Source organism: Frigoribacterium sp. R86507 (assembly GCF_044597695.1).
Classification (GTDB): Bacteria; Actinomycetota; Actinomycetes; order Actinomycetales; family Microbacteriaceae; genus Frigoribacterium.
This window is the reverse complement of sequence record NZ_CP139002.1, coordinates 2,449,980-2,464,178: the sequence shown is the minus strand read 5'-3', so window position 1 is coordinate 2,464,178 and position 14,199 is coordinate 2,449,980. Positions and strand designations below refer to the sequence as shown.

Annotated in this window: 12 protein-coding genes; 9 read left to right on the top strand and 3 right to left on the bottom strand. The window is 73.5% G+C overall.

The window, feature by feature from the left end; translation table 11 throughout:
- The first annotated feature begins 2 nt into the window (after positions 1-2).
- Together SJY14_RS11605 and SJY14_RS11600 are read left to right on the top strand one after the other, a co-directional pair.
- Positions 3-1,163 carry an ABC transporter permease gene (locus SJY14_RS11605; RefSeq protein ID WP_396598984.1) on the top strand — a complete coding sequence of 387 codons (1,161 nt, stop codon included), beginning with the start codon at positions 3-5 and terminating at the stop codon, positions 1,161-1,163.
- A complete protein-coding gene (locus SJY14_RS11600) occupies positions 1,160-3,277 on the top strand; it encodes a dipeptide ABC transporter ATP-binding protein (RefSeq protein ID WP_396598983.1) in 2,118 nt (705 codons plus the stop codon). The genes SJY14_RS11605 and SJY14_RS11600 overlap by 4 nt, the downstream gene beginning before the upstream one ends.
- Positions 3,278-3,377: 100 nt before the next feature.
- Here SJY14_RS11600 and SJY14_RS11595 read toward each other — a convergent pair whose 3' ends face one another.
- The 3 genes from SJY14_RS11595 to glgX all read right to left on the bottom strand — a co-directional run bounded on the left by SJY14_RS11595 (position 3,378) and on the right by glgX (position 6,720).
- Positions 3,378-4,019, bottom strand: coding sequence for a DUF1294 domain-containing protein (locus SJY14_RS11595; RefSeq protein ID WP_396598982.1), 642 nt, complete (start codon positions 4,017-4,019; stop codon positions 3,378-3,380).
- Between the two features lie 155 nt (positions 4,020-4,174).
- Positions 4,175-4,678 (bottom strand): Cys-tRNA(Pro) deacylase, encoded by a 504-nt coding sequence (gene ybaK / locus SJY14_RS11590; protein WP_396598981.1) that lies wholly within the window; start codon positions 4,676-4,678, stop codon positions 4,175-4,177.
- On the bottom strand, positions 4,675-6,720 hold the full coding sequence (glgX, locus tag SJY14_RS11585; protein ID WP_396598980.1) for a glycogen debranching protein GlgX: 2,046 nt from the start codon (positions 6,718-6,720) through the stop codon (positions 4,675-4,677). The genes ybaK and glgX overlap by 4 nt, the downstream gene beginning before the upstream one ends.
- 78 nt (positions 6,721-6,798) lie before the next feature.
- Here glgX and SJY14_RS11580 point away from each other — a divergent pair, with 78 nt between their 5' ends.
- The 7 genes from SJY14_RS11580 to prfB all read left to right on the top strand — a co-directional run bounded on the left by SJY14_RS11580 (position 6,799) and on the right by prfB (position 14,181).
- Positions 6,799-7,965 (top strand): cysteine desulfurase family protein, encoded by a 1,167-nt coding sequence (locus SJY14_RS11580; RefSeq protein ID WP_396598979.1) that lies wholly within the window; start codon positions 6,799-6,801, stop codon positions 7,963-7,965.
- Between the two features lie 227 nt (positions 7,966-8,192).
- Positions 8,193-8,948, top strand: coding sequence for an acyl-CoA dehydrogenase (locus tag SJY14_RS11575; protein ID WP_396598978.1), 756 nt, complete (start codon positions 8,193-8,195; stop codon positions 8,946-8,948).
- An 11-nt stretch (positions 8,949-8,959) separates the two neighbouring features.
- A complete protein-coding gene (locus SJY14_RS11570) occupies positions 8,960-9,568 on the top strand; it encodes a signal peptidase I (RefSeq protein ID WP_396598977.1) in 609 nt (202 codons plus the stop codon).
- 8 nt (positions 9,569-9,576) lie between these two features.
- Positions 9,577-10,488, top strand: coding sequence for a hypothetical protein (locus SJY14_RS11565; protein ID WP_396598976.1), 912 nt, complete (start codon positions 9,577-9,579; stop codon positions 10,486-10,488).
- Positions 10,485-12,308: a choice-of-anchor G family protein gene (locus tag SJY14_RS11560; RefSeq protein WP_396598975.1), complete on the top strand. Its 1,824-nt coding sequence runs from the start codon at positions 10,485-10,487 to the stop codon at positions 12,306-12,308. The genes SJY14_RS11565 and SJY14_RS11560 overlap by 4 nt, the downstream gene beginning before the upstream one ends.
- Positions 12,309-12,402: 94 nt before the next feature.
- Positions 12,403-13,005 carry a hypothetical protein gene (locus tag SJY14_RS11555; protein WP_396598974.1) on the top strand — a complete coding sequence of 201 codons (603 nt, stop codon included), beginning with the start codon at positions 12,403-12,405 and terminating at the stop codon, positions 13,003-13,005.
- A 66-nt stretch (positions 13,006-13,071) separates the two neighbouring features.
- Positions 13,072-14,181 carry a peptide chain release factor 2 gene (prfB, locus tag SJY14_RS11550; protein ID WP_043593664.1) on the top strand — a complete coding sequence of 370 codons (1,110 nt, stop codon included), beginning with the start codon at positions 13,072-13,074 and terminating at the stop codon, positions 14,179-14,181.
- Positions 14,182-14,199 lie beyond the last annotated feature (18 nt).

Here is a 14,199-nt window from a genome sequence, read left to right as displayed (position 1 = left end):
CCATGACCCGGTTCACACCCGACCTGCTCGAGGGGCCGTCCGACGCGGTCGCGCCCGAGTCGCGAGAAGAGGTCGCGGCGACGTCGCCGAACCGCTTCGCGCTGACCTTCCGACGACTGTTCGCCAACCGCGGGGCCACCGTCGGCCTCGTGACGATCGTCCTGCTCTTCGCCTTCGCCTTCGTCGGCCCGCTCGTCTCGCCGTACGCCTACAACTACATCGACTACACGGCCCTGTCGTCGCCACCGAGCGGCGCGCACTGGTTCGGCACGAACAACATCGGGCAGGACGTCTTCGCCCAGACCGCCCGGGGCCTGCAGAAGTCGCTGCTGATCGGTCTGCTGGTCGCCCTGTTCTCGACGGTGATCGCCGGCATGCTCGGCGCGATGGCGGGCTACTTCGGCGGCTGGATCGACCGGGCCGTCATGGTCTTCGTCGACCTGCTGCTCGTGCTGCCGTCGTTCCTGATCATCGCGATCCTCTCGCCGCGCCTCAAGCAGTACGGCTGGTTGATCCTCGTGGCCCTGCTCGCCCTCTTCGGCTGGATGATCACCGCCCGTGTGGTGCGCTCGCTCACCCTCAGCATCAAAGAGAGGGAGTTCATCCGCGCCGCCCGCTACATGGGCATCGGCCACTTCACGATCATCGTGCGGCACATCCTGCCGAACGTGGCGTCGTTCCTCGTGATCGACGCCACCATCGCGATCGGCGCGGCGGTGCTCACCGAGTCGGGGCTGTCGTACTTCGGCTTCGGCGTCCAACCGCCCGACGTGTCGCTCGGCACGCTGATCGCCCAGAACCAGAGCGCGGCGACCACCAAGCCGTGGCTGTTCTTCTTCGCGGCCGGCGCGTTGATCGTGTTCGCCCTAGCGAGCAACCTGCTCGGTGACGGGCTGCGCGACGCACTCGACCCGACCTCGACGGCCGGGCGCACGGGTCGCCGGCGTCGTACCCGCGGCCGGACGGCCGAGAGCGCAGGAGGCGCGGCGCCCCTCGGTCGCACCGGCGGCGTCTCCGAGGCCGCGAGCCCCGCCCCCGGGGCCGACGTCGGCTCGCCGGCACCGACCCGCACGTCCTCGGCGTCCGACCAGCAGTCGACGTCCGACACCCGGCCGACGTCCTCCCCGACCCGCACGAACGACGAGAAGGGGGAGCGCGCATGACGCTCACCGAACCGGTCGACCGCACCCGCGCCTCCTCGGCTCCGGTGCTCGAGGTCCACGACCTCACCGTGACCTTCCCGACCCCGGACGGCGACGTGCGCGCCGTGCGCGGCGTCGACCTGACGCTGCGCCGCGGCGAGGTGCTCGGCATCGTCGGCGAGTCGGGCTCGGGCAAGTCGGTCACGAGCCTCGCCGTGCTCGGTCTGCTGCCCGCCACGGCCAAGGTGACGGGCTCGATCACCCTCGACGGCGAGGAGCTGCTCGGCCGCGGCGACAAGGCGATGTCGGCGATCCGCGGCAAACGCATCGCGATGGTCTTCCAGGACCCGCTGTCGGCGTTCACGCCGGTGTACACGGTGGGGCAGCAGATCGCCGAGACCGTGTTGATCCACCGCGGCGGCACGAAGAAGCAGGCGCGCGAACGGGCGATCGAGCTGCTGGGGCTCGTGGGCATCCCCGAACCCGAGCGTCGGGTCGACTCGTTCCCGCACGAGTTCTCGGGCGGCATGCGGCAGCGCGCGATGATCGCCATGGCGATCGCCAACGACCCCGACGTGATCCTGGCCGACGAGCCGACCACCGCCCTCGACGTGACGATCCAGGCGCAGGTCATCTCGGTGCTGCGCACGGCCCAGCGCGAGACCGGGGCCGCCCTGCTGTTCGTCAGCCACGACCTGGGCGTCATCGCGGGCTTCGCCGACCGGATCGCCGTGATGTACGCCGGCCGCGTCGTCGAGACGGCGACGGCCGACGACCTGTTCGCCCACCCGCGCATGCCCTACACGGTCGGACTGATCGGGGCGCTGCCGCGGCTCGACCAGCGGTCGGACCAGCCGCTGGTGCCGATCCCCGGGACGCCGCCGTCGCTGCTGTCACTGGCCCCGGGCTGCCCGTTCGCGGCCCGGTGCCCGCTCGTGACGGCCGAGTGCCGCGTCGACGAGCCCGCGCTCGAGCAGGCCCCGGCGGTCGAGGTCGGCCACCGGGCCGCCTGCCTGCACGCGGACCAGCTCGTGGGCGAGGGCACCGACCCCGAGGACGTGTACGACCTGCCGCCCGCTCCCACGTCGGAGCTGGCGGCCGTGCCCCGGGCGTCGCGGGACCGGGTGCTGCACGTCGACGGCCTGGTCAAGACGTTCCCGCTGACGAAGGGGTCGGTCTTCAAGCGCCGTGTGGGCAGCGTGTGGGCCGTCGACGGGGTCGATCTCGACGTGCGCGAGGGCGAGACGCTCGGGCTCGTGGGCGAGTCCGGCTCGGGCAAGAGCACGACGCTGCACGAGATCATGGACCTCCGGGTGCCCGAGGCCGGCACCATCGAGCTGCTCGGCACGGCCCTCGACCGCAAGCTCGACGGGTCCACGGTGAAGCGGCTCCGCGGTGCCGTGTCGATGGTCTTCCAGGACCCGATGGCGAGCCTCGACCCCCGGCAGCCGGTCAGCGACATCATCGCCGAGCCGTTGCTCGCGATCGGTCGACCCCGCGACGAGGTGTCGCGTCGGGTGCCCGAGCTGATGCGCCTCGTCGGGCTCGAGCCCGCCGCCGCGACGCGCTACCCGCACGAGTTCTCGGGCGGACAGCGGCAACGCATCTCGATCGCGCGGGCGCTGGCCGCCGATCCGAAGTTGATCGTGCTCGACGAGCCGGTGTCGGCGCTCGACGTCTCGATCCAGGCCGGCGTGCTCAACCTGCTGGCCGAGCTCAAGGCGAAGCTCGACCTGTCGTACCTCTTCGTGTCGCACGACCTCTCGGTGATCCGGCACGTGGCCGACCGGGTCACCGTGATGTACCTCGGCCGGACCGTCGAGACGGGCCCGGTCGACGAGGTGTTCGAGCACCCGCTGCACCCGTACACGCAGGCGCTGCTGTCGGCCGTACCGGTGCCCGACCCGGTCAAGGAGCGGGCACGCGAGCACATCGTGCTGCCGGGCGACCCGCCGACGCCGACCGTCAAGCAGACCGGCTGCCGGTTCCGCAGCCGCTGCCCGCTCTACGCGATGCTGCCCGAGGCGCAGCGGTCGCGCTGCGAGGACGAGGTGCCCACGATGCTGCCGCACGGCCGCGACGGCGCCGACCACACCGCCGCGTGCCACTTCGCCCGCGCCAGACAGCTCGTCTGACGCCGTGCGCGACGCCCGCGCGCCGTGAGACCCCAGGAACTCTCCGAGACCCCAGCGCGCGCACGAGGGTTTCGGCGAGTTCCTGGGGTCTCGTCGCGGGTCAGCGCAGCAGCGCGAGCGAGAGGGTGACCACGAGCACGTCCACGGCGACCGTGGCCCAGAAGGCGAGCTGGAACGAGCGTTTGCTCGTCTTGTGCCGCAGCAGCTGTTGCGCGACCAGGGCCCCGGGCCAGCCGCCGAGGAGGCCGAGCAGCAACAGCGTCCGCTCGGGCACGCGGCGCCGTCCTCGCCGGGCCGCGGATTTGTCGAGTGCGTAGACGAGGGCCGTCAGAACGTTGACGCCGACGAGCCCGCCGACCAGCCAGGGGGCGAGGCCGGCGAGCGGGGGCGACGTCGAGTCTCGGGTGAGGGCCCAGACGGCTGCGGCGACGCCGAGCACGACGACCAGCCCGACGAGAAGGGCGACCCTGCCGGCCCGCGTGGGTCGGGGTGCCCGGGCCCGTGGTGCGGACCAGCGTGTACCGACGGACGACACCCGCACGGCCGCGGGACCCCGGTCGCCGTGGCGGTCGACCTCGTACGAGAACGCGTCGCCCACCCGGGGACGGGCTGTGCCGCGGCCGAACGCCGTGATGTGGACGAACGCGCGGCCCCGCCCCGAGACCGGGGTGAGGAACCCGAAGCCGCGGTCGTCGTCCCACGAGGTGAGCGTGCCCTCGGTCCGGGCCGGGCTGCCGGTCATGCGCCCGACCTTAGCCCGCGCCGCACTCGGCCATCCCGCCACGAGGTCGACATCCCGCCACGTTTTCGCGTGGCGGATCGTTTACTTCGTGGCGGCGTGGCGGCAGATCCGAGGAGGCGCGGCGCCGCGGCGGATCCGAGGAGGCGCGGCGCGGGTCAGTCGCGACGGATCGCCCCGTAGGTGCCGCCGGTGGCGCGCACGAGGTCGTCGGGGGCGATCTCGATGTCGAACCCGCGCCTCCCGCCGCTGACGAAGACCGAGGCGAAGGAGGCGGCGCTCGCGTCGACCACGGTCGTCGCGGCGGTCTTCTGGCCGAGGGGGCTGATGCCGCCGACGACGTAGCCCGTGCGGCGTTCGACCTGGGCGGGGTCGGCCAGCGAGGCCTTCTTCGCCCCGACGGCGGCGGCGAGCGCCTTGAGGTCGAGGCGACCCGAGACGGGGACGACGCCCACCACGAGGGTGCCGTCGGCGTCGACCACGAGGGTCTTGAAGACGCGCTCCTCGGAGAGGCCGAGCTCGGCGGCGGCCTCTTCGCCGAAGTTCGTCGCCGTGTCGTGGTGCTCATAGGTGTGGGCCGTGAACGGGATGCCGGCGGTGGTGAGCGCGACGGTGGCCGGCGTGGCGGGGCCGCGCGCGCCTCCTGCGTGCTTCGTGCTCACGGTGCGGCCTCGACCGTCGTGGCGCGGAACACCACCACGGTCGGCCCGGAGACGAGCAATTCGTCGCCGGGAGCCGTGGCTTGCGGCAGGCTGCGGTCGTCGCTCGACCAGAGCGCCTCGTACGCCGTCACCCCGTCGTGCCGGGGGAGCGTCACCCGGACGGCGGTCTCGGCCCCGTGCACCACGACGAGCACGGTGTTGGGCACCTCGTGCTCGGGCGTCGAGGTCGCGAGGTACTGCAGGGTGCGGACGCCGGGGTCGTTCCACTCGTCGGGACGCATCTCGTCGCCCGAGGCCGAGTGCCACGACATCTCGTCGGCACCGATCGTGCGGGCACCGTCGAGGCCGAACCGCGACGGGCGCAGGGCGGGATTCTCGGCCCGCAGCCGGGTCAGCGTGGCGACGTCGTCGTGCAGGGCCCTGTGCCAGGGTTCGTCGGACCAGTCGACCCAGGTGAGCTCGCTGTCGGTGCAGTACGCGTTGTTGTTGCCGTGCTGGGTGCGACCGCGTTCGTCGCCGGCGGTCAGCATCGGGATGCCGGCCGAGACGAAGAGCGTGGCGAGCAGGTTGCGCATCGACCGGCGGCGGGCGTCCGAGATCCAGGGGTTGACGCTGTCGCCCTCGACCCCGTGGTTGAACGACCGGTTGTCGTCCGTGCCGTCGCGGTTGCCCTCGCCGTTGCTGAGGTTGTGCTTGCCGTCGTACGAGACGAGGTCGAGCAGGGTGAAGCCGTCGTGCGCCGTGACGAAGTTCACGCCCGACAGCGGACCCCGCTCGTGGGCGTAGATGTTGCTCGACCCGCTGAGCTTGGAGGCCAGGCTGCCGAGCCCGGACGGGGGAGCGCCCTGCGAGCGGGCGGCCGCGATGTCGGTCAGCCAGAAGTCGCGCGCCCGGTTGCGGAACCGGTCGTTCCACTCGATCCAGCCCTCGGGGAAGGCGCCGGTCTGCCAGCCGCCCAGACCGACGTCCCACGGCTCGGCGATCATCTTGACGCCCTCGAGCGCCGGATCGTCGACGATCGCGCTCAGCAGCGGGTGCTCGGGGTCGAAGACGTGGTCCGCACCGCGACCGAGGGTGGCGGCGAGGTCGAAGCGGAACCCGTCGATCTGCACCTCGTCCGCCCAGTACCGCAGGGAGTCGAGCACGAGCCGTGACGCGGCCGGCGTGCTCGTGTCGAGCGAGTTGCCGCACCCCGTGACGTCGACCGGCCGACCCTCGGCGTCGTGCCGGTAGTACGCCGAACCGTCGAGACCGCGCAGGCTCGTGACCGGGCCGCCGACCTCGCCCTCTTCGGCCGTGTGGTTGTAGACCACGTCGAGGTAGACCTCGATGCCGGCCTCGTGCAGCAGGCGCACCATGCCCTTGAACTCGCGCAGGACCGCCGAGGCGCCGGCCAGCTGCGCGTCGCGGCTGGCGTAGGCGGCGTGCGGGGCGAAGTACCCGAGGGTGTTGTAGCCCCAGTAGTTCTCGATGCCCTGCGCGACGAGGCGCTGCTCGTCGACGTGCTGGTGCACCGGCAGCAGCTGCACCGCCGTGACGCCGAGGCCCGTCAGGTAGGCGATGGTCGACTCGGCGGCGAGGCCGGCGTAGCTGCCGCGCAGCTCTTCGGGCACGAAGGGGGCCAGCCGGGTCAGGCCGCGGACGTGCGCCTCGTAAACGACCACCCGGTCGAGCGGCGTGCGGGGCTTGGCCACCCCGCCCCAGTCGAAGGACTCGTCGACGACGGTGGACTGCCACGTGCCGCGTCCGGTGCGACCGAGGCCGCGCGCGTACGGGTCGAGCAGCTCGAGCGACGGGTCGAAGGCGTTGCCGCCCCCGGCCGGGCCGTCGGCGCGCAACCAATAGCGACGGCCCGGGGTGAGGGCGCCGTCGGTGGCGCTCCACACGTCGTGCTCGTCGCGGACCATCGGCACGACGCGGTCGTGCGGGGCGTCGTCGATCACGAGGTCGACGCGGGACGCCGACGCCGACCAGACGCGCAGCGTCGGCCCGTCGGGGCCGGGACGGATGCCGAGATCGCGCAGGGGGTCGAGGTCGGTCACGCGTTTACAGTAGAGGAGGCGCGTGTCGGCCCCGAAATCATCGAGCGTCACCGCCCCACCCAGCCTGAGGACCCGAACATGAGCGTCTACCTCGACCACGCGGCCACCACGCCGATGCACCCGGCGGCCATCGCCGCCTACGCCGAGGCACTCGGCACGGTCGGCAACCCCTCGTCCATCCACTCGGCCGGCCAGAACGCCAAGCGCGTCCTCGAAGAGGCGCGCGAACGCGTCGCCGCGACCCTCGGCTGCGACCCGATCGAGGTCGTCTTCACCTCGGGCGGCACCGAGGCGGTCAACCTCGCGATCAAGGGACTCTGGTGGGCGAGGCAGTCCGACCGACCGCGCCCGCGCCTCCTCGTCCCCGCCGGCGAGCACCACGCGACCGTCGACACCGTCGAGTGGCTCGAACGGTACGAGGGTGCCGTCGTCACCTGGCTGCCGCTCGACGAGCAGGGTCGGCTGCGCGTCGACGCCCTCGCCGCGGCCCTCGACGAGCACGACGACGTGGCCCTCGTCAGCCTGCTCTGGGCCAACAACGAGGTCGGCACGATGCAACCCGTCGACGAGGTCGTGGCGCTCGCCGCCGCCCACGGGGTGCCGGTGCACTCGGACGCCGTCGCGGCCTACGGGCAGGTGCCCATCGACTTCGCGGCCTCCGGGCTCGCGGCGCTCAGCGTGAGCGCCCACAAGATCGGCGGGCCGATCGGCATCGGCGCGCTCGTGCTGTCGCGTTCGGCGACGGTCGTGCCGCTGATCCACGGCGGCGGCCAGCAGCGGCAGGTGCGCTCGGGCACGCAGGACGCCCCGGCCGCCGTCGCCTTCGCCGTCGCGGCCGAGCAGCCGCACGGGGCCTACGAGCCGCTACGGGACCGACTGATCGCCGGGGTGCTGGCGTCGGTGCCCGGGGCGGTGCTGCGGGGCGACCCCGTCGACCGGCTGCCCGGCAACGCCCACTTCACCTTCGACGGGTGCGAGGGCGACTCGCTGCTGTTCCTGCTCGACGCCGCCGGCGTCAGCGTCTCGACCGGGTCGGCCTGCCAGGCCGGCATCCCCGAGCCGTCGCACGTCCTGCTCGGCATGGGCCTGCCGGCGGACGCGGCCCGCGGTGCGCTGCGCATGACGATCGGGCACACGAGCACCGACGCCGACGTCGACGCGCTGCTCGCGGCACTGCCGACGGCCGTCGCGCGCGCCACGACGGCCGGCTACGCCGACCGGACCCCGGTGCTCGGCGTCCGCTGATCCGGCACCCGGGACGGGCACCCCGGCACCGTCCCCCGAACGGGTGGGTTGTCGCCCCCGCGAGGGGGTGGTGTACTCGTCGTCAACACACGTGAGCACGTCTCACCGGCCGGGCCCCACCATCCCGCGCCGCCGCCGCACCCCGGCTCGCCGCCCGCTCACCACGGGCGTCCATCGCACCACCCGAGCGCCGCCCTCACCAGGCTGCGCGGATCAGGAGCACCACCATGACGCAGCACAGCTCTGCCTCCGACGCCCCTCGCGACGACGCCTCCCACGACGACGTGGCGACGCTCGACGGGGCCACGCCGAGACCCCGTCGTCTCCGCAAGATCGCGGCGTTCGCCGCCGGCGGTGCCCTCGTCGTCGGCGGCCTCGGCTACACGGTCGCCGCCTGGACCGACAGCGAATGGGTCTACGCCGGCGACGGTTCCGGAGGCCCCGGCATCGGCACGGGCACCTTCGAGGTGCAGCAGAGCGTCACGTCGCCCTACACGGCCGGCTTCACCGACTTCGAGGCCAACCCCGGCCAGGCCATGATCTTCACCCCGGGCTCCCAGACCCTGAGCCCCGGCGAGAGCGTCTACGCAGGCGTCGCCCTCCGGACGACCGCGACGACGACCGTCCCCGCCGACGTCCAGGTCCGAGCCGCCGTCCCCGCGACGGGTGTGACCGTCGCCGACGCCGGGGGCTCGCTCTTCTCCGCGCTGACCGTCCGCGTGGCGACCGTCGTGGTCTCCGGCACCGGAGCCGCCCCGACCTGCACGGCCGCCGCCTTCACGGCTCCCACGACGATCGGCACGGGCCCCCTCGCCTCGACGGGCGCGTCGGCCCCGCAGCGTCTCGCCGCCGGGTCCGCCAGCACGCAGTTCTACTGCTTCGAGGTGACCCTGCCGCAGAGCGCCGCGACGGCCGCGTCCACGGCCCTGCAGGGCCGTACGGTCGCACCGGCGTGGGAGTTCGCCTCGACCAGCGTCGAGTGACGGGCCGACCCATGGTCGACACCGTGACCCGGCCCCGAGCGGGGCGCCCGGCCCCCGAGGCCGGGCCGCACCGCGCGGACCGTCGCGAGCGCCCGGGCCGTCGCCCGCGCCGTCGCCCGGTCGAGGTGGCGAGCACCATCCTGCTGTCGGTGGTCGGCCTCGTCGGTGCGGTCTGCCTGCTCTGGCTCGCCGTCTCGACGGTCCTCGGCCTGTCGCTCGTGGTCGTCCTGACCGGTTCGATGAGTCCCACCGTGCCCGCGGGCGGTGCCGTCGTCACGCGGGCGATCGCCGCGGCCGACGTGCGGCCCGGCGACGTGGTGACGGTGCCCCGACCCGGCTTCGAGGTCCCGGTGACCCACCGCGTGGTCTCGACGACCGCCGTGCCCGGGGACGCCGCCGCGCGATCCCTCGTGCTGCGGGGCGACGCCAACGACACGGACGACCGCGATCCCTACGTCGTGCGCGACGCCCGGATCGTCGTCGCCTCGGCCCCGGGCCTCGGCTTCGTCCTGACGACGATGTCGACCCCGCCGGCCCGAGGCCTCGCGGTCGCCGTCGTCGGTGCCGCCGTCGTGCTGGCCTTCTGGCCGACGCGACGCGGCGCCGCCCGTCGAGGGTGAGGACGACCGTGGACCCCGCGACCGGTGCCCACCGCGGACCCGCCACCCGCGGGCACCGCACCGCGCCGACGCTGCTGGCGGTCGTCGGAACGGCCGCGTTCGTGCTCGGCGGTGCCCTCACCGTCCAGGCCGGCACCGCCCGTGCCCTCGAGCCCGTGCCCGAGACCGGCCTCGACGGCCACCTCGTCCTGGCCGACGAACTGGTCGGCACCGAGGACATCGCCCCCGCGGCCCCGGGTCGCTGGCAGATCGCGACCGACGTCACGACCGGTGACCGGGTGGCGCTCGGTCTCGAACTCGTCAGCTCGGGCTCGCTCGTCGACGACGAGGCCGGACTGACGTTGGGGGTCGAGACCTGCGACGTCGAGTGGCAGCAGGTCGAGACGACGCCGCTGTGCACGACCGGGGCGCGGACCGTGACGGCCCCGACCCGCGCCTCCTCGTTCGTCGACGGCAGTCCCTCGTGGCCGGTGCGCTCGGTCGGGGGCACGGGCCGCGTCTTCGTGCTCGTCAGCCTCGGTCTCGCCGGGGGGCGCGCAGCAGACGACACCTCCTCCATGGGGCGGAGCGCCCGAGTGGGCGTCGGCATCACGGCCACGGCCCTGGACCCCGTCGCGACGCTCCCGGCCGAGCCCGCTCCCGAGCCCGAACCCACCGTCACCGCCACGCCCGGTGACCCGGCGGAGCCCGGGCCCGACGCGACGGACGCGGCGACACCCGGATCCGCGATCGACGGCTCCGACGACGGACCACCCGACGACGGACGCCCCGTCGGCGTGACCCTCAGCGGCGTGGCCGCCCCGCGCTCCCTCGCCTTCACCGGCGGCCTCTCGCTCGGCCCGGCGATCGCGGGTGCCGGCGCCCTGCTCGTCGGCCTCTCGCTGCACCTCCGCGGACGACGCCGGGCGGTGACCTCGTGACCGGCGTGCACGTCCGACGTCGTCGCCCGACGGGTGCGGCTCGCCTCGTCGCGGCCCTCACCGCGCGCCGGGCCGTCGTCGCCGTCGCGGCCGTGGTCGCCGTCGTGGGTGCCGTCATCGTGCCGCCGCCGCCCGTGACGACCGCCGCCTGGACCGACTCCGAGCGCACGTACGGGCTGGTCGGCACCACGAAGTTCACCTGCGGCACCGACACCGGGTACGCCGCCGCGGCGTCCAGCCGCTTCGTGCGCGGCAGCCTGGCCGACACCGACCTCGACACCGTCGCGGCCGTGCGCGGGGCTGACCTGGCGCGCACCCGCTCCGGCGTCGTCACCGCGGTGCCGGCGTCGCCCGCCCCGACCACGGACGCGGGAGGCACGACGACGTTCCGCAATCCCCTCTCGGCGAGCGCGGGGTCGGGTCTCGTCGGCCTCGACCTGACCGGGCTCGGCACGAACCTGCCGGCGGGGTCGGCCGGAGCCCTGAACCAGTTCACGCGGGTCGCCCCGACCGGCACGGCGGCCGCCGCCACGGGGTTGGTGAGCGACCAGGGCGGTCTCGGCGTGACGTCGACGACGCCCGCGTCGGCACTGCCCGGCCCGGCCCGCGTCGGCCTCACCTCGGTCCTCCCCGCGACGACGGCGCTCGACCGGGCCGACCTGACCGTGGGGGCGGTGGCGTCGACCGCGACGATCGACGGGTGCCGGGCCCTCGAGAGCCGCATCTGGGGTGACGGCAGCGTGACAGGGGTCGTCCGCGACTACGGCGTCGCCGGTCTCGGCCTCGAGCTGCGCAGCCCGGCGGTGGCGGGATTGTCCGGCCAGGTGTCGAGCACGGTCACGAGCCTGAACACGGCCGCCGCCGGGTTGACGGGCGTCAACGGCACGATCTCGAGGACCATCCGGGACGGCGTGCTCGCCACGGTCAACGGCCTGACGAACCTGCTCAGCCTCGGTGGGGTCTCGGGTTCGGTCACCCTCAGCGGACTCAACCTCCAGTCGGCCGTCGACCCGGTGCTCGCGGGGTCGGTCACGAGCACGGACGGCACGGTCACCATCACCCCCTCGACCGGCGTGGTGTCGGTCGACCTGGCCAAGCTGGTCGGCCAGCCCGGCGGTCTGAACGGGCTCGCCCCGAACACCGAGCTCGTGCTGAGCGCGGCGGCGATGACCTCGATCACGACCACGGTCGGGTCGATGCTCGACGGCCTCACCCAGCGGGTCGTGGCGGCTCTGCAGGCCGCGGTGTCGGCGGCTCAGCTGTCGGTGGCGCTCACGGTCACGCTGAAGGCGAGCGTTCTGGGCCTGCCGGTCAACGTGCTGGCCGTCAACGTGTCCATGAGTGGCTCGCTCGGACAGCTGCTCGCGTCACCGTCGACGGCGACGGCGGTAGTGACCACGCAGGTCCTCGACGGCGCACTGTCCGCCCTGCTCGGCGGTCTGCTCAACCCACTGCTCGCCGCGCTCGTGGGGTCGGCCGGGTCGCTGCTCGCGTCCGTGGCCACGCTCGTCCGGGGCATCCTCGTCACCCCGATCACGACCCTGGGCACCACGCTCTCGACGACGCTCGCCCCGGTCGTCACCGCGGTGGGGAACCTGACCACCCGTCTGCCGTCCGTGCTGTCGCTGCGCGTCAACCTGCGCCCCGACCAGGCCGGCTACCCGGGTGGCGTCGTGACCACCGTGCCGGCCGACAAGTGGTCGACGAGCCCGTATCAGGTAGGGGCGTTGCGGGTGGCCTTGTCGGCCGGCGCGACGACGGTCACCTCGGTCGACTTCGCGACCTCCCGCGTCGGACCCGTCAGCACCGTGCCCCGGTAGCCGTCCGAGGCGACCGCGGCGGCGACCGCGCCGGCGACGGACCCGAGGAGGCGCGGGTCGGGCCCCGCAGGCCCCGTCGCGTCAGACTGGGGCCATGCAGCTCTACTCGGCCTCGCCCCTCGTCCGTACCCGCCAGGTGACCGGAGACGTGGTGGCGATCGGCCTCGTCGTCCTCTTCGTCGTGCTCGGGGTGAGCATCGCGTCCTTCATCGGCACGTTCGCCGACCTCGGCCGGCAGCTCGAGGAGGCGGGGGCCGGCTTCCAGGGCACCATGGAGGACGCGTCGCGCGCGCTGGAAGGGTTGCCCTTGGTCGGCGGTGCCGCCAGCGCACCGTTCGACGGGGCCAGCGGCGCCGGACAGTCCCTGGCCGACGCCGGGCGGCAGCAGCAGGACGGTGTCGCCCGGGCGGCGCTCGTCGCCGGACTCGTCGTGGCCGGGGTGCCGAGCCTCGTGGTGCTGTGGGTCTGGCTGCGCGGGCGGATAGCGTTCGTGCGCCGCGCCTCCTCGGTCCGTTCGCTGCTCGCCTTGCCGGGCGGCGAGGACCTGCTCGCACTGCGGGCCCTGACCGGTCGCGACGCGAAGGCCGCGCTCGCCGTGTCGCCCGACCCCGTCGCGGCCTGGCGCGCGGGGGAGCCCGCGGTCGTCCGCCGCCTCGCCGACGTGGCCCTCCGCGAAGCGGGCGTCGCCCGGCGCTGAGGGTCGGTCTGTCGGTACGAGGCACGGACAGGCCCGGCCCACCCGGGCCGGGTAAGCTCGGGGACCATGATCGCACTGGATTTCTCTGAGCAGATTGCCGCCCTCCGGGCCACGTTCGAAGACATCCGTGCGGTGATCGGGCAAGACCGTCTCGTCGCCGAGATCGCCGAGCTCAGCGAGCAGGCGTCGGCCCCCGACTTGTGGGACGACACCGACAACGCCCAGAAGGTCACCAGCGCGCTCAGCCACCGGCAGTCCGAGCTCGAGAAGCTCGAGACCACCGAGGCGCGACTCGACGACCTCGTGGTGCTCGTCGAGATGGCCAACGACGGCGACGACCAAGAGAGCGCCGACGAGGCGCAGGCCGAGCTCAAGGCGCTGCAGAAGATGATGGACGTCCTCGAGGTGCAGACGCTGCTCGACGGCGAGTACGACCCGCGGCCCGCCGTCATCACGATCCGCGCCGGGGCCGGCGGTGTCGACGCCGCCGACTTCGCCGAGATGCTGCTGCGCATGTACCTGCGCTACGCCGAGAAGCACGGCATGTCCGCCACCGTGATGGACACCAGCTACGCCGAAGAAGCCGGCATCAAGAGCGCCACCTTCGAGATCGACGCCCCGTACGCGTTCGGCACGCTCAGCGTCGAGGCCGGCACGCACCGGCTCGTGCGCATGAGCCCGTTCGGCGCCGCCGGCAAGCGTCAGACCAGCTTCGCCGCGGTCGAGGTCATCCCGCTGATGGAAGAGACCGAGTCGATCGACATCCCCGAGAACGACATCCGCGTCGACGTGTTCCGGTCGTCGGGCCCCGGCGGTCAGAGCGTCAACACGACCGACTCGGCCGTCCGCCTGACGCACATCCCCACCGGCACCGTCGTCTCGATGCAGAACGAGAAGAGCCAGATCCAGAACCGGGCCGCCGCCATGCGCGTGCTGCAGTCGCGCCTCCTGCTGTTGCAGAAAGAGGCCGAGAACGCCAAGAAGAAAGAGCTGGCCGGCAACATCACCGCCAGCTGGGGCGACCAGATCCGCAGCTACGTGCTCGCGCCCTACCAGATGGTCAAAGACCTCCGCAGCGAGCACGAGGTCAACAACCCCTCGAACGTGTTCGACGGCGACCTCGACGGCTTCATCTCGGCGGGCATCCGCTGGCGCAAGCGCGACGACCAGGACTGATCCGGCCCCGCCCGCCCG